General features: G+C 62.1%; 15 protein-coding genes. 12 read left to right on the top strand and 3 right to left on the bottom strand.

Going from position 1 to position 19,157, the window contains the following annotated elements:
- The first annotated feature begins 3 nt into the window (after positions 1-3).
- From Q0Q36_RS18600 to Q0Q36_RS18650, 11 genes are all read left to right on the top strand, one after another.
- Complete coding sequence (locus tag Q0Q36_RS18600; protein WP_293800215.1) at positions 4-1,107, top strand: hypothetical protein; 1,104 nt, start codon at positions 4-6, stop codon at positions 1,105-1,107.
- Complete coding sequence (locus Q0Q36_RS18605) at positions 1,104-1,892, top strand: phosphocholine cytidylyltransferase family protein (protein WP_293800217.1); 789 nt, start codon at positions 1,104-1,106, stop codon at positions 1,890-1,892. Before Q0Q36_RS18600 ends, Q0Q36_RS18605 begins: the two co-directional genes overlap by 4 nt.
- Positions 1,882-2,307 (top strand): hypothetical protein, encoded by a 426-nt coding sequence (locus tag Q0Q36_RS18610; protein ID WP_293800219.1) that lies wholly within the window; start codon positions 1,882-1,884, stop codon positions 2,305-2,307. Before Q0Q36_RS18605 ends, Q0Q36_RS18610 begins: the two co-directional genes overlap by 11 nt.
- Complete coding sequence (locus Q0Q36_RS18615) at positions 2,304-3,161, top strand: formyltransferase family protein (RefSeq protein ID WP_293800221.1); 858 nt, start codon at positions 2,304-2,306, stop codon at positions 3,159-3,161. Before Q0Q36_RS18610 ends, Q0Q36_RS18615 begins: the two co-directional genes overlap by 4 nt.
- Before the next feature lie 83 nt (positions 3,162-3,244).
- Positions 3,245-6,172 carry a PEP/pyruvate-binding domain-containing protein gene (locus Q0Q36_RS18620; RefSeq protein WP_293800223.1) on the top strand — a complete coding sequence of 976 codons (2,928 nt, stop codon included), beginning with the start codon at positions 3,245-3,247 and terminating at the stop codon, positions 6,170-6,172.
- Positions 6,169-6,825, top strand: a complete 657-nt coding sequence (locus tag Q0Q36_RS18625; protein ID WP_293800225.1) for a gamma-glutamyl-gamma-aminobutyrate hydrolase family protein — start codon at positions 6,169-6,171, stop codon at positions 6,823-6,825. Before Q0Q36_RS18620 ends, Q0Q36_RS18625 begins: the two co-directional genes overlap by 4 nt.
- Positions 6,768-8,234 (top strand): ABC transporter ATP-binding protein, encoded by a 1,467-nt coding sequence (locus Q0Q36_RS18630; RefSeq protein WP_293800227.1) that lies wholly within the window; start codon positions 6,768-6,770, stop codon positions 8,232-8,234. Before Q0Q36_RS18625 ends, Q0Q36_RS18630 begins: the two co-directional genes overlap by 58 nt.
- Positions 8,235-8,403: 169 nt before the next feature.
- Entirely contained in the window at positions 8,404-10,371 is a 1,968-nt protein-coding gene (gene asnB / locus Q0Q36_RS18635; protein ID WP_293800229.1) for an asparagine synthase (glutamine-hydrolyzing), read from the top strand.
- Positions 10,368-10,982 carry an imidazole glycerol phosphate synthase subunit HisH gene (gene hisH / locus Q0Q36_RS18640; protein WP_293800231.1) on the top strand — a complete coding sequence of 205 codons (615 nt, stop codon included), beginning with the start codon at positions 10,368-10,370 and terminating at the stop codon, positions 10,980-10,982. The genes asnB and hisH overlap by 4 nt, the downstream gene beginning before the upstream one ends.
- Positions 10,979-11,782, top strand: a complete 804-nt coding sequence (locus tag Q0Q36_RS18645) for an AglZ/HisF2 family acetamidino modification protein (protein ID WP_293800233.1) — start codon at positions 10,979-10,981, stop codon at positions 11,780-11,782. The genes hisH and Q0Q36_RS18645 overlap by 4 nt, the downstream gene beginning before the upstream one ends.
- Before the next feature lie 75 nt (positions 11,783-11,857).
- Positions 11,858-13,336: a hypothetical protein gene (locus tag Q0Q36_RS18650; RefSeq protein ID WP_293800235.1), complete on the top strand. Its 1,479-nt coding sequence runs from the start codon at positions 11,858-11,860 to the stop codon at positions 13,334-13,336.
- 3 nt (positions 13,337-13,339) lie between these two features.
- On the opposite strand, the gene Q0Q36_RS18655 is transcribed toward Q0Q36_RS18650, so the two are convergent.
- Positions 13,340-14,974, bottom strand: a complete 1,635-nt coding sequence (locus Q0Q36_RS18655) for a glycosyltransferase (protein WP_293800237.1) — start codon at positions 14,972-14,974, stop codon at positions 13,340-13,342.
- Complete coding sequence (locus Q0Q36_RS18660; RefSeq protein WP_293800239.1) at positions 14,860-16,260, bottom strand: N-acetyl sugar amidotransferase; 1,401 nt, start codon at positions 16,258-16,260, stop codon at positions 14,860-14,862. The genes Q0Q36_RS18655 and Q0Q36_RS18660 overlap by 115 nt, the downstream gene beginning before the upstream one ends.
- 358 nt (positions 16,261-16,618) lie before the next feature.
- Here Q0Q36_RS18660 and Q0Q36_RS18665 point away from each other — a divergent pair, with 358 nt between their 5' ends.
- On the top strand, positions 16,619-17,920 hold the full coding sequence (locus Q0Q36_RS18665) for a glycosyltransferase (RefSeq protein WP_293800241.1): 1,302 nt from the start codon (positions 16,619-16,621) through the stop codon (positions 17,918-17,920).
- 29 nt (positions 17,921-17,949) lie between these two features.
- On the opposite strand, the gene Q0Q36_RS18670 is transcribed toward Q0Q36_RS18665, so the two are convergent.
- Positions 17,950-19,116 (bottom strand): glycosyltransferase, encoded by a 1,167-nt coding sequence (locus Q0Q36_RS18670; RefSeq protein WP_293800243.1) that lies wholly within the window; start codon positions 19,114-19,116, stop codon positions 17,950-17,952.
- Positions 19,117-19,157 lie beyond the last annotated feature (41 nt).

The following is a 19,157-nucleotide window of genomic DNA, read 5'->3' on the forward strand; positions in this document are numbered from 1 at the left end:
TCGATGCTCGGCTCGCTGATCGACAAGTTGCGTGGCCGCTTCCGTTCGCGCGAGCGGTGCGTGGACTTCTATTGTTCGACCTGGATCGATGAAATCTGGGTACGCAGTTCGGCTCTTGCCGCGCGAAGGGCGGGTTTTGCTACGCGCCTCATCGTCTCCAACGACCGCGATGGCTGGCCCTTAGATTTCGCGGCTCGCTATGCACGCGCGGGCATCCCGCTTGAATGGGCGCCGAGCGTTGCGAGCCTGCAGGCGTTGGCTTGTCGTGTCGTGGTGACGGCGTCGAGCGGCATACCGCGCGGCTATTTCGGGGAAAGCCTCGTGCGCCTTATCCACATGCCGCATTCGCTGGCGAGCCTGCACGTCATTTACGAACCGAATGCGTTCGACGGCTGTGACACGCTTTTCGCTGCGGGGCCGCACCATGCCCGCGAATTCGAGATCCTCGGCCGTGCGAACGGTCTGGGCAGCCGTCTGAGTTTCCCTGCCGGCTACGGCAAGTTCGACGTGATGCGGGAGGAGGCACCAGCCGTCGAGACGCCTGCGGGCAAGCATGTGCTGATCGCGCCTTCCTGGGGCGAGAACAACCTGCTGAACCTCATTGGGCTGTCGTTGACCGAGCACCTTGTCGGGGCTGGCTGGAACGTGACGCTGCGCCCGCATCCCAGCTTCTTCTTCTCACCGGACGGCCTGCTCGACTCCATTCTGGAGCGGTTCGTCGAAGATCCGCGCGTGAGTGTGGAGAGATCCACCGGAGGCTCCGCGGCGCTCTGGACAGCCGATGCGCTCGTCACGGATTATTCAGGTTTCGCTCTGGAATTCGCTGCGCTGCGACAGCGGCCCTGCCTGTTCGTCGATGGGCCGCGCAAGATACTCAATCCCGGCTGGGGGGCGCTCGGGCAGCCTGCCGCGGAAATCGACTTTCGCGAGCGCCTTGGCCTCGTGGTTGAAACCGGCTCGCAAGCCATCCTCGATGGCCTTGGACGTCTTGCCGCAGCGGGCTCGCTCGGACCAGACGTTCTGGCCGATTTTCTGTATGAAGAGCCTCGTATCGGCGAGCGGGTGCTGGCGCTCCTCGCTAACGACATTCCGGAGGTCAACGGATGAGCCAGTCCGCACCACGCGCCGTGATTCTCGCTGCGGGCTTTGGCTCACGGCTGCGGCCGCTGACCGACAACCATCCCAAATGCCTGACCGACCTGTTCGGGCGCTCGCTTCTCGCGCGGCAGCGTGAGGTGCTGGCGGGAGCAGGTGTTGACGAAGCCACCATCGTCGCCGGGCATATGGCCGAGATGCTGCGCCTGCCTGGGCTCGATCACGTCGTCAACGCGGATTATGCCCGCACCAATATGGTCTCCTCGCTTTTTGCCGCGCGCCATTTGCTCGACGGCAAGCGCGACCTCCTCATCGTCTACGGCGATATCGTCTTCGAGGCGCGCGTCCTGGCAAGTCTGATGGCTGCGCGTCACGAGATTTCGGTGGTGGTGGATCGTGGCTGGCACGCCCTCTGGTCACTGCGGATGGAGGATCCGCTTGCCGACGCGGAAACGCTGAGGATCGGGCCGGACGGTCGTCTTGCCGAACTGGGTGGCAAACCGTCGTCTCTTGCCGATATCGAGGGCCAGTATATCGGCCTGATCAAGCTTACGGCTTCCGTTCAGCCCAAGATCTGCGCGTTCTATGACGGGCTGGATACCCTGGGCCCCTACCTGGGCAAGGACAAGGCCAACATGTTCATGACGACCTTCGTCCAGTTGCTGATCGAGGCACAATTCGATGTAGGTCCTGCCTTTACCAGCAACGGCTGGCTCGAGGTCGACAGTCTTGCCGATCTGGAAGCTTACGAAGCGGCGTATCGCGAGGGGCGCCTAAGGTCGATCTATGATGCGTGACGGCCTCGTAAGCCGCAGTGCGGAGCTGCTGCAAAGATCGATAAGGGCTTTGCCGGTTCCTCAGGGGAGCGAGGGTTTTGCGACGGAGGTATTCATCGCGGGCCTTTCGCCGGATTCGCTCGACCCGGTTCAGGTACGGACCATGGAGAAGCTGGCGAAGAAGGTCGAGGTCGCTCGCAAGCTGTGCCGCGGGTATGCAGGAGAACTGGGCAAGCCGCTCGAAATCGCGCCAATCGCACCGGAATACGTGGAAGTCCTAGCTGCAGCATTCCTCCATCACGGCCTGTCCCGCGAGGACTGGAAGTGGATCAACACGGTGCTGAAGCTCGACTGGGGTATCTTGACGACACCGGAATTCCGTCTGCCGGAAGGCTTGGCGAAGCTGCTCGACGATCTGCTCGGAGAGCACCGATGAAGACTCTCGACCTGTGTGTCATCGCGGATCGCTTTTGCGCGACAAGCCGGACCTATCTGACCTATCTGGCTGCCAACGGCTACAAGGTCCGCAAGATATTACTCGTAGATTTCATCGGCCCTCACGAGCCTACCCGTGGGCTGGCACTGCGGTGGGGGCGCTTCGTGGCGAGCCTTCGCAAGCAGCGAATCCGCTTGCCGGATCGCGACCACGCGCCGGAGTTCCGGGAGCTGTGCGAAAAGGTGCAGGCGAGCCTGCCCGTGAAGGTTAAGTATTTCGAGCCTTTCGATTTCGCCGCCCATGCCGAGAAGCTTGAGCGTTTCGTTGCCGAGAACTTCGACGATCCGGACCTTCATCGCCGCTTGGCGCGTGAGGGGCGCTCGGTATTTCTTTATACCAACGGTGGCCGTGTGCCTCCGGCGGTGCTTGAGCAGGCCGGACAGCGCATCCTGCACATTCACCCGGGAGTCGTGCCGGAGGTTAAGGGGTCGGATTGTCTCTTCTGGTCACTTCTGACGCGCGGCAAGCCTGGCATGAGCTGCTTCTACATGAACGCCGGCATCGATACGGGTGACATCATTCTGACGCGCGAGTTCGAGGCGCCGCATTTCCCCGCTTTGGCCGGCATGTTCGCGCGTGAGCCGGATCTTGCCTACCGGGCTCTGCTGCATGCCTATGACCCCCACCTTCGCGCCATGACGCTACTCGATGTCGTCGCCGCAGCGGGCGGCGCTCCGCTCGATGGTTTGGCGAGCGTGCGTCAGCAGCCCGATGCCGGGCGCTCCTTTTTCTGGATGCACCCGCGGCTTGTTCGCCATGTGCTGACGCAGATATCGGAAGGCACGTCGGCATGAAGACTACGCAGGCTGTCATATTGGGCGCCGGGCGCCCGCTGGGTGGTGTGACGCCGTCGGCTCGCCGGAAGGCTGGGCCGGGGATGAATGCGCTGGAGTGGCAGCTCGCTGCCCTGCGCTCGATGGCAGGCAGCGTTGAATTCGTTGTTGGCTATGGTTCCGACGACGTTGAAGCTCCATTGTCCGTGAAGCTCGTGGTGAATCGGAAATGGCAGAGCAGTGGAGCGGCGCAGTCGCTGTTCCTGTGCGGCCTTGCTCCCGAGCATGACTTGCTGATCTCGTATGCTGATATCCTTTATCGACCGCGAGTGCTGAGCGCCCTGACGGATGCGGGCGATGCAATCGCGATTGCCGTCGATAGCAGCCATTCCGCACCACGCCGGAAGAACCGCGAGATCGTCGAACTCGACGGACACGGTGGGTTGAGGCGTTTCGCGTTGGCTGCCAACGCCGATGGGTCATCGGCGCAAGAGGTTGATCTCGTCGGATTGGCCTGGGTTCCCCTGGCGTTGGTTCCGGCGATCAGGGCCCTGCGCGAGCGCAAGCCGAAAAGCCTGCAGCGTGGGCATCTGGGAGCGCTGTTCGAAGAGCTCCGCATCGCGGGCATACCGATGCGCCTGGTCGATGTTGCAGGTGATTGGACGGATCTTGACGATCCGGGTGCGCTGGCGCGGTTCCTGTTCGGATCCAAGGCGCAGACACTCGCCCGTTTGGGGACGCGGGTCAGACTCTCGCGCGTAGCGCCGCAGGTCAGCTTCCGCGTTCGCCGCTGGCAGCACGAGCCGGCAGCGGTTGTCGCCGAAGTCATGCGTACTTTCCCTGAGCAGGTCCTTGCCGTCCGATCGAGCGCTGTCGGCGAGGACAGTTTCGAAGCCAGCCAGGCAGGTAAGTTTCGCTCTTGCCTCAATGTCGCCAGCAACCCTCCAGCGCTGGAGGAAGCAGTCAGCTCGGTGATCGCCTCCTACGACGATGCGCCGGAGCATCAGGTGCTCGTGCAACCGATGGTGGCTGACGTGGTTGCCAGCGGCGTTATCTTCACTCGGACGCTCGACCAGGGCGCACCCTATTACGTGCTCAACTACAGTCTGGATTCGCGGACCGACATCGTGACTGGCGGCGGCGACGAGACCCGCATCGCCTATGTGCATCGCGGGCTAGAACGTATCCCGCAGGAGCCGGCTTTCATCGCGCCTCTGCTGGCCGCGACCCAGGAAGTCGAACATCTCCTCGATCTCGACACGCTCGATCTTGAGTTTGCGATCAGCTCCGACGGCGTGGTCCATCTGCTGCAGGTGCGGCCGCTGGCCGTTCAGCACGATCGCAGTCGTGAGGACGACACCCGCCTGAATGCTGAACGCGACGCCTCCTTGGCTCTTTACGACGAGCTTTCGCGGCCGGTTCCCCCGGTGCTCGGCCAGCGATCGATCTACGGCGTCATGCCAGACTGGAATCCTGCCGAGATCATCGGAATCGTGCCGCGTCCGCTTGCCGCCTCGCTCTACCGAGCGCTGGTGATGGACGATGCTTGGTCCGCACAGCGGCGCGAATTCGGCTATCGGGACCTGCGAGGAGTCCCGTTGATGCGGCTATTCGCTGGCCATGCTTATGTCGACGTGCGAGCCAGCTTCAATTCATTCGTCCCGGCAGCGGTGCCCGATGCATTGGCGGCGCGCTTGATCGAGGCAGCCCTGGAGCGCCTTTCAGCCAGGCCCGAAGCCCACGACAAGGTCGAATTCGAGATCGTGCCGACCTGCCTGGATTTCGACTTCTCGCGATGGAACGAGGCCCTTTTCCATCCGGCCGGCTTCGGTGCGGATGAGATTGCGGTTCTGCGGGCGGCCTATGCCGATATCAACGCGAATGCGCTGCGCGTCGAGCAGCAGGCCTGGGTGGCCATCCGCCGTTACGAGGCAGAGCTCGATGCCGCCATGCCCGGCGGATTCCCGCGGCTGGACGCTTTGCGCGGGATTCTGGCACGCTGCCGGGTCGAGGGAGTTCTTCCTTTCGCGCATCTGGCACGCTGCGCTTTCGTGGCCATAAGCCTGCTCCGCACCGCTGTTACACGAGGAATCCTCACCGCGGAGCGCGTCGAAGAGCTGCTCGGCTCGATCCGTACGGTCAGCCATCAGCTCGCCGACGATGCCGGGGCCACGGCGAGCGGCGCGATGTCGTTCGATGATTTCGTTCGACGCTGCGGCCACCTGCGCCCGGGCACTTACGACATCACATCGCAGAGCTATGCCGAGGCGCCGGAGCGCTATCTGCGCCCCCTCGTCGATGTGCCGCATGTCGAGACCGCCGATGACGGCTTTGCCTGGACCAATACAGAACGCGCGGCGCTTGCGAGCGCCCTGCCGGAGATCGGCCTCGATATTGCGCCGGATGCGCTGCTCGATTTCATGCGCCACGCCATAACGGGCCGGGAATATGCGAAATTCGTCTTCACGCGTGCGCTGTGGGCGGTGCTGGAGAGCATCGCGGCTTACGGAGCACGGCACGGCCTCTCGCGAGAGGAGTTGTCTTTCCTCGACTACGGTGACATCGAGCGCGTTCTCCTCGGCGTCGATGCGGGCCCAGAGGCGCTGCGCAGGATTGCTGCGGCGAACAAGGCGCGCGCGCGCATTCATGCCTCGATGATCCTCCCGCCGCTGATCGAGGCGCGCGGGGATTTCTATGCCTTCGTAGCGCCGCAGGTTCGGGCCAACTTCGTCGGTTCAGGTAATGTGTCGGCGCCGCTTCGCGTGCTCGACGAGACTGGACATAGCAAGCAGTCGCTGGAAGGAACGGTCGTGCTCATTCAACGCGCTGACCCCGGCTATGAATGGCTGTTCTCTCGCCGGATTGCCGGTTTGATCACAGCTTTTGGCGGCGCCAATTCCCATATGGCGATTCGATGCGCCGAATTCGGGCTGCCGGCCGCGATCGGCATTGGGACCGAGCACTACCAGCGGCTCGCGAAAGCGCGACAGGTGGAACTCGATTGCCAGAAGCAGCAGATTTTGGCGATATGAGTTTGTTGCAGCGCCCGCTCATCGTCATCACGCAGCGTGTCGACGTTGTTCCAAGCTATGGTGAGCGCCGCGACGCGCTCGATCAGAACTGGTTCTCTCTGCTGGACGCCGCCGGGTGCGACGTCGTCCCTCTGCCCAACCATCCGGCAACGGCGCTTTCTCTTGCCCGGCGGCTGAAGCCCGCTCTGGTTATTCTCAGCGGAGGCAATGGCGTCATGCCTGACAATGCCGGCTATGCCCCTGAGCGGAACGCGACGGAGACGGCACTGCTCGATTGGGCAAAGGAGACGGAAACGCCCGTCCTGGGGGTCTGTCGCGGCTTCCAGTTCATGAACGTCTATCTGGGCGGAACGCTGAGCCCGGTGTATGGGCACGTCGCTTGCTCGCACGCGACGCGTTCGCGCGCAGGTGCCTTCGCCGAGGTGAATTCGTACCACGACTACGGTATTGTTCGTGCGGGTCTGGCTGCCTTGCTGGAGGAAGCCGCGACGGCGCCTGACGGAACCATCGAAGGTGCATATCATCGGACGCTGCCTTGGTTGGGGATCATGTGGCATCCTGAACGTGCTATTCCGGATGCAGCCGGAGTTAAGTGGTGGTTGGCCAGCCTGGTCCGCGAGGCCGCGTCAACACGCAGGATTTCGTTCCCGTGATTCAATCAGGCAGATCAATTGCGATCAGCGCGCGCGGCGTAACGAAGCGCTACAAGATGTTTCGCAACGCGCGTCAAATGGTTGCCCATCAGTTTGGCCTGCGAGACCTGCCGTTTTTCACCCGTCGTGAAGTTCCGGAATTCACCGCGCTCGCAGGCGTTACTTTCGATCTTGCCCGAGGGGAGCGCATCGGGTTGATTGGGCGCAACGGCGCCGGCAAGACGACGTTGCTGAAGTTGATAACCCGCAGCCTTGCGCCAACCGATGGTTGCATTGACGTTCATGGTTCGGTGCAGGCACTGATGTCGACGGGTATCGGCTTTCACCCCGAATTCACCGGCCGGCAGAACATCGACGCGACCTTGCAGTATTACGGCCTTCACGGCGATGCTTATGCCGCCGCGATTGATGACGTCATTCGGTTCGTCGAGCTTGGAAAATATCTTGACCAGCCATACAGCACCTATTCGCTCGGGATGCAGTCACGCACGCAATTTGCGGTCGCAACGGCTTTTCATCCCGACATCTTGCTGATTGATGAGGTTTTGGGGGCGGGCGACGGCTATTTCGCCGCCAAGTCAGCTGATCGGATGAAGCGGCTGATCGGATCGGGCTGCACGATGATCATGGTCTCGCACTCCACGGATTTGATCGAGCAGTTCTGCGAGCGTGTGATCTGGCTGCGTGACGGGCATGTCCATCGCGATGGAGAAGCTACGCCGATCCTGGCTGAGTACGAACAGGAAATGGCCGATCTCGCGAGGGCAGGCGCCGGTGCCAGGGCTGCGGCACCGAAGAGCCTGAATCCCTTCTCGCTCCCCGCGATGCTCAGGACTGATTTTGTCGAGCAGCACGTGCGCGCGGCCGAGCCCATCAGCGAACTTTCTGGTGAGGGCGTCGTCGAAAGGCTCGGGGGCGATGCGGAGATCCATCGCTTTCCCGGTCAGCCTGGTGTGCGGATCACAGACGTCTCTCTTTCTCGGGCAGGGGAGGAGAGTGGAGGATTGCAGGTCGGCGAGGAGATCAGGGCGCGAGTTTGCTTGGCGGGGCCAGTTGGGACGATGACTGCGCTGCGCTGTCATCTCTTGGTCTATACGCTTTCCGGGGACAGGCTGGCGAGGGCGAGTGGCGAGGTTGAATGCAGCTTCGACAAATCCGGGGCGGGAGCGGTCGAAGGATTGATCGGGCCGCTGCAGATCGGGCCAGGCCAGTTTGTCGTATCCGTGCTCGTTGAGGATGCACAGCGGCCTGCGTTGTCCGAGAGCGCAAGATACGATTTGTGGTCGCGCTGCGCTGCATTGAGCTACGCGCCGACGAATGAGAGCGATCCACCGCTGATCCTGTTCGATGGGTTTGTGCAGCAAGGCGCTTCGGAACTGGAAAAGACCCGGATGGCGGGAATGGTCTAAGTTGCCGTCTCGGAAGGTGGGCAGAAGCTCCCGGGCAGGAAACGCGATGGAGCGTCGAGTCGCACTTGAACTCAGGCTTCGGGAATGAGCGGGAACAATCCGGGCCTTTCTTGCTAACGAATTCTACTGGCGTAAGACGCGCCATCACGCTGGGTAAGAGGACGAAACGATGTGCGGACTGGTGGCGGTGTTCGGCCCGCAGCCGCTTGAGGCTGGAACGCTGGGGGCGATGCGCGACCGGCTTTGGCATCGCGGCCCGGACGATGCTGGCCTGTGGCTCGGCCGAGCGGGCGAGCATCATGTCGGCCTGGGTTTCCGGCGGCTTGCGATCCAGGATTTGTCTCCGCACGGGGCTCAGCCGATGGCGGCCGCCGAGGAGCGTGTGAGGATCGTCTTCAACGGAGAAATCTACAACTTCGTTGAGCTCAGGAATGAGTTGAAGGCACTTGGCCATTCCTTCCGCTCGACCGGAGATACGGAGGTGCTGCTGGCGGCCTATCTCGAATGGGGTGCGGGCTGCCTGTCGCGCTTCAACGGCCAATTCGCCTTCGTTCTATGGGATGAACGGAGCGGGACTGCCCTGATCGCACGTGATCGTTTTGGTGAGAAGCCGCTTTACTTCACGCGCCTGAGCGGCGGCGGAATCGCCTTCGCATCGGAGATGAAGGCGCTGTTTGCCCACCCGGATATCCGGCCTGAGGTGAACTGGGAGCATATCGGCAAATATACGCAGGGAATTGCCGACTACGGCAGCGAGGCAACCTGCTTCGCCGGAATCGAGCAGTTTCTGGCAGCCCATGCGATGCTGCTGAGGCCTGATGGCTCTGTGCTGAGCTACGAGCGTTACTGGACGCCGCAAACCCGCGAACGCCAGAAGGGGCGCAAGACCGAGGATCTGGTCGGCGAGTTCCGCGAGCGCCTGGCCCGCAGCGTGGCGATGCGGTTGCGGGCGGACGTAACGGTTGGTGCGTGCCTGTCGGGTGGGTTGGATTCCTCCAGCCTCGTCGCGCTGATGGCGCGCGAGGAGACAGGGCACCGCACGCAGTTGTTGCATACGATCTCGGCGCGATTTTCGCAGGATCCGACCATCGACGAAGGTCACTATGTCGATGAAGTTCTGAGCAAGACCTGCATCGCCGGCAAAGCGGCAGAGCTTTCACCTGGTGATTTGGTGGCTCAGTCGCGGGCTCTGCACTGGCATCAGGAAGCCCCAATGATGTCGGCCTCAGCTTATCTGGAGTGGGCGGTTCACCGTGCGGCCCGGGCCGACGGGTTGACAGTCATGATCGATGGGCAGGGCTCGGATGAGCTGTTGGCCGGCTACTCCTACTATTTCGCCATTCGCCAGAACGATTGGATGAATACCGGGCAATGGGCCCCACTCGCCTGGAATACCTGGCTGATGTCCTCGCGTCTTAAGCGGGAGGCGGCCAAATACGAGGATGCAGCGCGCCGATTCAGTCCGCAGGCGGGCAAGCCGATCTCCTTCTATCTGCGCACGGCCCTGGCGAACCAGTGGCGCCAAATGCGAGGCCAGCCATTGCTCGAGCAACCGCTGCAAGCGCCGAAACCAGGCGTTCCGGCGCCGGGAGGCGGCAATTATCTCGGCTATTACGTAGCGAACGGCCTGCTCTATGCAACGATGCCCAATCAATTGGTGGTCTCGGACCGCAATGGCATGGCGTCGAGCGTGGAGACGCGATTCCCGTTCCTCGATCACGACTTCGTCGATTGGTGCCTTGGCTTGCCAGAGGAGGTGCTGATCCGCGGAGGGTGGCTGAAATGGATACTGCGGAAAGCGCTATCAACGGATCTCCCTCCGTCCGTCGCCTGGCGGGTGGACAAGGTCGGTTTCCAGGCTCCGCAGGATGCCTGGTTACGCGGTGAGTTGAAAGATTGGGCCTATCACCTGCTTTTCGAGGGGCCATGCACTCAGCTTGAGCAATACGACAGAGCCGCGTTGGATGCGATCTGGGCGCGCCATCAGGCGGGTGAAGATCTGTCCTGGTCGCTGTGGATCTGGATCAGCCTGAGCGAATGGCTGGCGATGACGCAGGAAGGTGTCTGGTCAGCCGGGTTGGCGGGGCGACAGCCCTCCGTAGGATCGGTTGCAAACATGGTTCAGGCCGCGGGATGATTACGATCATCGATTACCGGATGGGCAATCTCGGCTCCATCTGCAACATGTTCCATCGGCTCGGCATCAAGGCGCGCGTGAGCGCCGACCCGGAGACCATCCGCGCATCGGATAGGCTCATGCTTCCCGGCGTCGGCCATTTCTCCAATGGTGCGCGCCAATTCGCAGAAACCGGTCTGCGCGAGGTGCTCGAGGAGAAAGTCGAGCGTGGCGGTACGCCGCTCCTGGGGATTTGCGTCGGCCAGCAATTGCTGGGATCGGGCAGCGAGGAGGGTGAGGGAGCTGGCCTCGGCTGGATCGCGGGCCGCTGCGTCCGTTTTCGTCCACAGGATGGGGCCAAAGTCCCGCAAATGGGTTGGAACTATGTGCAGCCGGCGCGCCCCCATCCCGTGATCGCGGATATTGGCGACGAGCCGCGCTTTTATTTCGCCAATTCTTTCTGGCTGAAAAGCGAGAAGCGCGACGAGGTCCTGCTTGAATCCATTTACGGCGGCGAACGCTTCACCGCTGGGGTCGCGCGCGACAGCATCGTCGCTTTTCAATTCCATCCGGAGAAAAGCCACCGCTTCGGCATGCGCATCCTCGAGAACTTTGCGAAATGGAGCCCATGACCGCCGAAGCTGCCTTGCCGCCGCTGCTCCTGCCGAAGCGGCGGCCGCGCGTCATCCCCACCCTGCTGCTGAAGGATGGGCTGCTCTACAAGCCTGTTCGTTTCAAGGCGCCGAAATATGTCGGTGATCCGCGCGTTGCAGTGAAGATATTCAACGACAAGGGGGCGGACGAACTCGTTCTCGCCGACATGACGGCCACCATCGAGCGACGCGAGCCGGACTACGAGCTGATCAAGGAAATCGCTACGGAAAGCTTCATGCCGATCGCATATGGTGGCGGCATCAACAGTTATGATCAGGCCGCGCGAATCCTTGAACTCGGCGTCGAAAAAATCGTGCTGAATACGGCTCTGGCCAGCACCCCGGCGCTCTCTGAAAAAATTGCCGGTGTTTTCGGCGCGCAGAGCGTGATCGGTTGTCTGGATTGCCGAAAATCCCTGCTCGGGGGCTATTCTGTCTATGTCGAAGCTGGGCGGCGGCGAATGGGCGGCAAGCCCGAGGACATTGCCCAACGGATCGTCGGGCAAGGCGTGGGCGAGATCATGCTTCAGTCGATCGATCGCGAAGGCACGGGGCAGGGCTATGATCTGGCGCTCGTGCGGCGCGTGGCTGGGGCGGTGGACGTGCCGGTGATCGCCCTTGGTGGAGCAGGCAATGTCGACCATTTTCGCGATGCGATTGGAGCCGGCGCGGCTGCCGTGGCAGCCGGCTCGATGTTTGTCTTCACCGGGCCGCACCGCGCCGTTCTCATCACTTATCCGCCGGATGAGCAACTGCACCGCGCCTTTGGAACGCGATAGGCTTGACCTCCCGAACAACTTCTTCGATTGCTCGCCCCCTGCGCTCGCCCAGCCGGGGCGTTCAGCTGCTTTCTGGTGACCGACGTGGCTCGTAAGTCCATCTGCATTTTTTCGCTGTCCACGATCGCGGATGATCCGCGTGTGCGGCGCCAGGGCCAGGCTTTTCACGATGCGGGTTGGGACGTTGTTGCCGTCGGCATCGGCACCGCCCGGTCGCCGGCCCCTTCATGGCGAATCATCCAGGCTGACGCACTGGTGCCCGCTGCCCGTGCGGACAATGAAGCCATCTCGACGGAGCAACATGCGAGCGCTCCGGCTCTCGCCCCGGAAGGACGCAAGGCAAAGCTCGTCGCTTTGGGCCGCAGGCTGATTCCCGAACGCCACCGGTACCTGCTTCGGCCTGCGATCCGCACAGGGTTTGTCCTGGTCAATGCTTCATTGAGGACCATAAGGGCGGCGCGCTCCGTTGTGCGGAGCGCTGCGGAGCTCATGGCTGCGCGCAACCGGCAGTCCGCTCGAAGAATCGGCTCGTCGGCATTGCAGGCACAGGGTGCTGCAACTGCCGTTGAGGCCATGGCGCCATTGCCCGCACCGATGGATGCGGATGCTGCCGAGCGCGCCTATCTCGCCGTCTTCGAGATTGCGCGGATGTATGAAGCGGGGCGGGGGATAAAGGCGGACTTCTATCTCGCCAATGACTGGCACATGCTGCCGGTGGTGCGTCGTCTCGCCCAGGAACACGGTACCCGCTTCGGCTACGATACGCATGAATATGCGGTCGAGGAGTATCGCTACAAGCCGGACTTCTTGACCACCAAGGTGCCGATGGTCCGCGCGATCGAAGCGCGCGGTCTGAAGGAGGCCGCTGTCACGACCGCAGTCTCTGCCGGTATTGCCAGGGATATGGCGGCGTTGCACGAGGTCGAGCGCGTGCCTGTCGAGATTCGCAATGTGCCGAACCGAGTCTCAGATCTCTCGCCGTTAGAGCCGACGCGCAAGCGCATGCGCGTTTACTTTCACGGAATCATCACCTTCGATCGTGGCCTTGAAGAATGCATTCGTTCGGTTCCGTTGTGGCGGAATGAGTTCGTGTTCCAGCTGCGCGGTCCGATTCGGCCCGAGTTCATGCCCGTGCTCAAGTCCGAGATCGTTAAGGCGGGGGTCTGGGACAGGGTCGAGATTCTGCCGGAGGTGGCGATGGTCGATCTCGTTCACGCCGCCGCCGAGGCCGATATCGGGATCTCGACACCGCCCTCCACGTCGAAACACAATATCTACGCGCTGCCGAACAAGTTCTTCGAGTATATCCAGGCCGGCCTGGCCATGTGTGTGGCAGACCTGCCGGACATGCAGCGGATCATGGCGCATTACGATCTCGGCGTGCCGATCCGGGCGGTGACACCGCAGGCCATTGCCGACGCCGTGAACAGTTTCACGCCCGAGATCGTCGACCGCTTCAAGGCCAATGCCCGTAAGGCTGCAGCTGAGCTCAATTGGGAAGTGGAGCAGGCTCGTCTGGTCGATCTCTACGAGCAGGCGCTGAAGACCAGCTGACGGTCAAAAATGTTTGGGCCACCCCCTGGGGCGGCGTGGCAGCGCTCGGCCGGCCGCGCGGAGCCCTGCCCCTGACGCTCGGCTCGGTCTGTTTTGCCGCTCTGCTGCGGCTTCTAGGCTGGCCAAGCCGTAAGCTGCGACCATCCGTTCCTGCTCGCGCTCCCAGCACAGATCTCGCGCCAGCGCTAACGAAGCATGTTTTGCCGCATCGATGGCCGGGCGGTCGAAGCTATTGATCGCCGTTGCGATCGCCTCGGGAGTAAACTCTTCGATAAGGCGCCCGATGCCGGTCGCGCGTACTGTCGGGGCCAGATCTGGGAAATCCATAACGACGAGAGCGAGCCCCGCCATGACGTATTCGAAGAATTTGTTAGGCGATACAAATTGCCTCTGACGCGAGAAGTTCATGAGTGCCAGATACCCGATATCGGCACGATTGGCTGTCATCACGATCTCGTCGAACGGCACCGGCGGTTCGATGGACAAGCGATCTTCGACACCGAGTTCGGCCGCCAGCGTCTTGAGCGTCTCGATGTAATCTTCTGGCCCCGGCCCGCGAATGGTGAGCCTGAACTCGGGTCGCCATAGCGGCAAGCTGCGGATGCCGACTTCGAGGTGGCGCGATCCATTGACCAGGCCGTGATACATGACCTCGATGACCTCGCCTGTCGGATGGAAGGGGTGCTCATTGTAGAAGGGGGTCGAGCGGATGACGGTAGGCGCCACCGGCAAGGCGTAGTCGATCTGAATTTGGCGGCTGATGCCTTCGCTGACGGCGCTGAGCGCTCGTGCTTTCGGGAAGTAGTCCCGATGCAGGGCCTCGATCATCGGCCGTGTGACATGGCTGAAATAGCGCTCTTCGGCCGAATTTCGTTCGAAATGATACTGTTCTACCGCATATTCGTGGATGTCGACCACGAAAGAAGCTTGCATCCGCTCTGCGAGCGGTCCCGCAAACGGCATCGTCATATAGTCATGTGCGATGACCAGATCGGCTTGCGGCACCGCGCCTGTCACCTTGTCGCGGATAAATGCGTTCTGGGTCGTCGCGAAGAATATCTCGTGGGCTTCCGCGGAGGAGAGTTGTCGTGGCCGCTCGAGTTCGTAGAGGGTCTCGGCCAGCGAGCGGCGCGCGCTTTGGACGTTGGCGTCGGCCACAGTGCCGTTCTGGCGCCAGCGGTGCGCCAGTCTGCAGAGTTCGGTCCAGATGGTGCGTGCGCTGCGCGCGCATGGCTGTGCTGCGCGCCAATAGATAAAGGCAGCCAGCTTTGCGAGGAATGAGCGACCGTTCTTCGCTGCAGGGACGACGGGTTCTGCAGGGGCTTCGGACGCTGCCGTTTCGGGTAGGATGACCGCAGGCATCGTGATGTCGTGGAAATCCCAGCTCTCCGGCACGGGAAGACGACCGGGAAAGCCCACCACCGAAACCTGCCAACCGCGTTCCTGAAACGTGCGAATCTGCCTCAGAACCCGCGGTTCCTGTGTGACATAGGTTGCCGAGACGATGCAGACGCGCACCGCGTTCAGCGCTTCACGGCGCGCAGCAGGCGGCGCAGCACGCGCCAGGCCAGCCGGAACGGCAACTTCGCCAGGATGCGAATCCAGAGCCAGGTGGACTGTGCGCTCCGGCTGATCCATCCGCCCGTTCTCCTGAGGAGCACGCGGCGCGGCTCTCGCAGCAAGTCGAGATTCTGCAGCGCCCAATGATAGGCCTTGTCCGGGAAATACTTCTCGTCGCTCTCGAAATCCCAATAGGTTTTCGGAGGCTGGGCCAGGATGCCGCGGTATTCATCCTGGCTGATGCCCAGTTTCTTGAGCACGAACTCCCGATCCGTTGCCGCGATGTCCTCGTCGATGGGGGGCTTCTGCAACGTGGCGAGAGCCTCCTCCCGTGTCATGCGGTTGTCGTTGATGAGGCAGGACAGGTGAGGCCGGCGCTTGTCGGCACCGAATTTATCGATGAGATACTGTGTCTGATAGAAGCGCGTATAGATCGACTCGTGATGCTTGTCTCCATAGGAGACCCAGCCCAGCTCCTTCTTCATCAGCTCGATTGCATCGAATTTGTTGTATTCGATATAGTTCAGGACATAGATCATTCGCATTTCGCGGATGTATGGCCAGTAGATCGCGTGCTCCCAGAACGTGTAGTGTGGATAGGAGCGGATTTCGCTTTTGCCGAATTGATTGTGCAGGGAACGGATATAGCGCCAGTCGCCGTGCCCCGATGACCAGGTACGCGGAACCATCTGTTCGGTGGCAAGGTTCGAGCCGCCGATGATAAAGCGAACGTCGTTTTCGATCGCGGTTCGGTAGAGGATGGCACCGATGGCGTGATCCGTCGGAATCTCGCAATCGGTGACGCCTGCCCTTACGAAGCTGGCTTGCAGATCCTTGAACTGATTCCAGTCCAGGACGACCGTATGGAGATCGATGCCGAGTCTGGTGACGATATTCTCGATGTTCCGGACGGCAATCTCTGTATTCCAACCATTGTCCATGTGGACAGCCAGCGGGCGCAGGCCGAGCTTCTTGACGAGATAGGCGACGTAGGTGCTGTCCACGCCTCCGCTCAGACCGATGATGCAATCATAGCGCTTGCCCTCTCCCTCCTTGCGGACGGTGGCTGCGATCTCTTCCATCTCCCGCCAGCCGGCGGCATCCCGCTTGACGTAGGTCGCGATCTGCTTGTCGTAGGAGTGGCAGTGGTGGCAGACGCCGTGCTCATCGAAGGTGATCTCCGGGTCGCTCGAGTCCATCACGCAGCGTTGGCAGATCTGATAGCGGGTTTGACGCTCCTCGCTGGGGCGATGGGCGGGAGGCTGATAACGGGTGCTGATCTCGGTGCCAAAATGGGTTGCCGAGTAGCGATCGAACATGTCGATCAGCTTCTGGCGCAAGGTCGGCTTCTCGAAGGACGTCATGGCAGGGTCAAATTCTCGGGAGCGCGCAGCGAGGGTATCGAACCCGATACGCGAATGCGCATTCGTACGACAGAGGAAACCGGCTTTTGCGATGGGATATCTGACGCGCTCAGGGCGGTCAAACGCAACGCAACGCGTCTTCGACGGTGGGGCCATGCGCTTCGTCGAAAGGCGACCGGGTTGCGGCGCCGGTTGAACTCAAGCGTCATCATGAATGGCGATCTGATAATCGATTGACAAGTCTGGGTCGTCGCGAGACCACTCCGCCCGGTTGCATGGATCGGCTGCGCTCCCAGCTGACTGCAGGCGCATGCCTGTCCCGAGGGTTATGTTGATGACGGCTGGTACGGCTACGCGGATGCCGCGTATCGGATTGATTTGCGTCTCCGCGATCCCGGACGATCCGCGTGTGCGCCGACAGGGTGATCTCTTTCACGCGCGAGGCTGGGGGGTCGTTGCGGTAGGGCTGCCGGGGGCGCTGTCGAGCCCGCCGGAATGGCCCTGTCACGCGATTAGTGTCGAACAAGCAACGACGCCGAGTGACACGTCATTGGAGCTCGGAGGGAAGGGCGGCTGTGGTTCTGCTCCCCCGGTGCCGCGGTCCGCGATTCATCGCACCGCTGCGCGGGTGCTCAGGTCTGTGGCTCACCGTACCAGACGCGCTAAGGATACGGCTCTGGTCTACCTCAACCCCAGATACGCGGAGACGGCTTATTGGGCTCTGCATAGTCGTTTTGAGCAACTCTATGCGCTGGCTCGCAGTGAACGGGTCGACATCTGGCTCGCCAATGATTGGACGGCGCTGCCGATCGCACGGCGGCTTGCGGCGGAGCAGGGGGTTCCCTACGCCTACGATACGCATGAACTCGCCGTCGATGAATACGCCCAGCGCATGATCTGGCGGTTGACGCAGCGCCCTGTCATCGCTGGGATTGAACGCGAAGGCATTGCTGGGGCTGCGGTAACGAGTTGCGTTTCGCAAGGTATCGTTGATCGCTTGCACGGCCTCTACGGTCTGTCGAAGAAGCCGCTGTTGATCCGCAACATGCCACGTTACGAGCCGCATGCGCACAGGTCCTGCGGTGATGCGATCGAGGTGCTCTACCACGGCGTCGTCAATGTCGGGCGCGGGCTCGAGGCCTGTATCGACAGCGTCGCACTCTGGCGTCCGGAGTTTCGGCTGACGATCCGTGGACCGGGACCGGGCGAATATCTTGCGGCGCTTGCAGCCCGGATACAGAAAGCCGGCCTTGGCGAGCGGGTCGTGCTGGCGCCGCCCGTGCCGATGATCGACTTGGTGGAAGAAGCCGCCCGCTTCGATGTCGGTCTGTTCGCCCTGCCCGGTCATTCGAAGCAGAATCTTCACGTTCTGCCGAACAAGTTCTTCGAATACACCATGGCGGGGCTTGCGCTCTGCGTCTCCGACTTGCCCGAGATGAGCGCATTGCTGCGGCAACATGAGCTCGGCCGTTTGATATCTGATGTGACGCCGCGAGCCATAGCGGAGGCGATCAATGGCTTCGATCGTGACGAGATCGACGCCTGCAAGCGACGTGCGCTCGAGGCGGCGAAGACGTTGAACTGGGAGGCGGAAGCGGATCGCCTTTTTGCTGCGATCGAGGAGGCGGTATCTGTCGCGAGGGCGAAAGCCGCAGCGTAGTCGCCTTCGTAGCTCCCGAAGCACTCAAGCTATTCGATCGAAGGCGTCACGGCTTTCGACACGAGCGCCAGGAGTTTGGTGCCTTCGCCCTCGAAATTGAGATCGCGTGCCCGTACAAGGGCTGCGCGTTTATGGGCGTCGATCTGAGCCGGGCCGAGGCGCGCCAGGCAGGTGGCGATCACCTGTGGCGTATCGCTTGACAGCAATACGCCACAGCCGGAGATCTCGATTGTCTTACGAATCTCCGGCAGGTCGCTGCTGATCACCATGAGCCCCGCCTGCATGTATTCGAAGATCTTGTTGGGCATCGCGAAGCGCGCATGCGTCGTGCTGTTCGACAGGAGGAAGATGCCGATATCGGCTTGCGCAGCGGTGGATATTAGTTGATCGGGCGGAACCGCCGGTTCCAGGGCAATGCGCTCTCCGAATGGAGCGGCAAGATTGCGCAGATGTTGGTCGAAACCGCCCTGGGCCGGGCCGCGGATCACGAGCCGAAATTCAGCCGGCCAAAGCGGAGCGCTTTCGATCAGGATTTCCAGGCCGCGGCGGGGCACCACTGCGCCATGGTAGAGCACGGTGACGGGGCGCGCGGTCGGGCGGAAAGCGGTCTCCTGCCAGGCGGGTGTGTTGGAAATCACGGTCGGCCGCGTCAAGCCATAGCGCTGGGCGAGCGCATCGGCGATGCCATCGCTGACCGTCGCGACGGCATCGGCTTCGCGGATATAGCGATCCTCGATCCTCACGACATGCTGCCGGGCGAGAAGGCGCCAGCGCCAGCTATCCGCGAATTCCTCCGGGGCGAATTCGTGACTGTCATAGATGATGCGGGCGCCGCAACCGCGCTTGGCCGCGAAGGCGAGGGGGAGCGCCCGCCAGTCATTGGCGATAACCAGGTCGGGCTTGAAGCGGAGCAGGTCGCTACGTGTCGTCAATCGGCTTGGGGACAGCCAATAGAGGAGGTCCGCGCTGGCCGGGACAAGGGAAGCCGGCGCCTGACGGAGCACCATGCCGAGGCGGACGCGCGTGTCGCTGCCTGGGCCGGGGATCACGGTGACGGGGGCAGGCGGTACGGCGGGCAAGGGAGCTTGCGCGAAGATGCGTACGTCATAGCCGGCGCCGACAAGCAGCGCCGCATGGCGCAGCACGCGCGAATCGTGCTGCAGAGGCGAGACGCAGACGAGCGCAATCCGTGTCATGGCTGGGGCCGGATCCGTTCGGTGGAAGGCGCCGGCTTGGG

This window comes from uncultured Allobosea sp. (assembly GCF_945957345.1).
Taxonomy (GTDB): domain Bacteria; phylum Pseudomonadota; class Alphaproteobacteria; order Rhizobiales; family Beijerinckiaceae; genus Allobosea.

Coding starts and splice junctions, on each gene's coding strand:
- Q0Q36_RS18600 (WP_293800215.1), top strand. CDS start 4: ATGCTCGGCTCGCTGATCGACAAGTTGCGTGGCCGCTTCCGTTCGCGC.
- Q0Q36_RS18605 (WP_293800217.1), top strand. CDS start 1,104: ATGAGCCAGTCCGCACCACGCGCCGTGATTCTCGCTGCGGGCTTTGGC.
- Q0Q36_RS18610 (WP_293800219.1), top strand. CDS start 1,882: ATGATGCGTGACGGCCTCGTAAGCCGCAGTGCGGAGCTGCTGCAAAGA.
- Q0Q36_RS18615 (WP_293800221.1), top strand. CDS start 2,304: ATGAAGACTCTCGACCTGTGTGTCATCGCGGATCGCTTTTGCGCGACA.
- Q0Q36_RS18620 (WP_293800223.1), top strand. CDS start 3,245: ATGAATGCGCTGGAGTGGCAGCTCGCTGCCCTGCGCTCGATGGCAGGC.
- Q0Q36_RS18625 (WP_293800225.1), top strand. CDS start 6,169: ATGAGTTTGTTGCAGCGCCCGCTCATCGTCATCACGCAGCGTGTCGAC.
- asnB (WP_293800229.1), top strand. CDS start 8,404: ATGTGCGGACTGGTGGCGGTGTTCGGCCCGCAGCCGCTTGAGGCTGGA.
- hisH (WP_293800231.1), top strand. CDS start 10,368: ATGATTACGATCATCGATTACCGGATGGGCAATCTCGGCTCCATCTGC.
- Q0Q36_RS18645 (WP_293800233.1), top strand. CDS start 10,979: ATGACCGCCGAAGCTGCCTTGCCGCCGCTGCTCCTGCCGAAGCGGCGG.
- Q0Q36_RS18655 (WP_293800237.1), bottom strand. CDS start 14,974: ATGGATCAGCCGGAGCGCACAGTCCACCTGGCTCTGGATTCGCATCCT.
- Q0Q36_RS18660 (WP_293800239.1), bottom strand. CDS start 16,260: ATGACGTCCTTCGAGAAGCCGACCTTGCGCCAGAAGCTGATCGACATG.
- Q0Q36_RS18665 (WP_293800241.1), top strand. CDS start 16,619: ATGCCGCGTATCGGATTGATTTGCGTCTCCGCGATCCCGGACGATCCG.
- Q0Q36_RS18670 (WP_293800243.1), bottom strand. CDS start 19,116: ATGACACGGATTGCGCTCGTCTGCGTCTCGCCTCTGCAGCACGATTCG.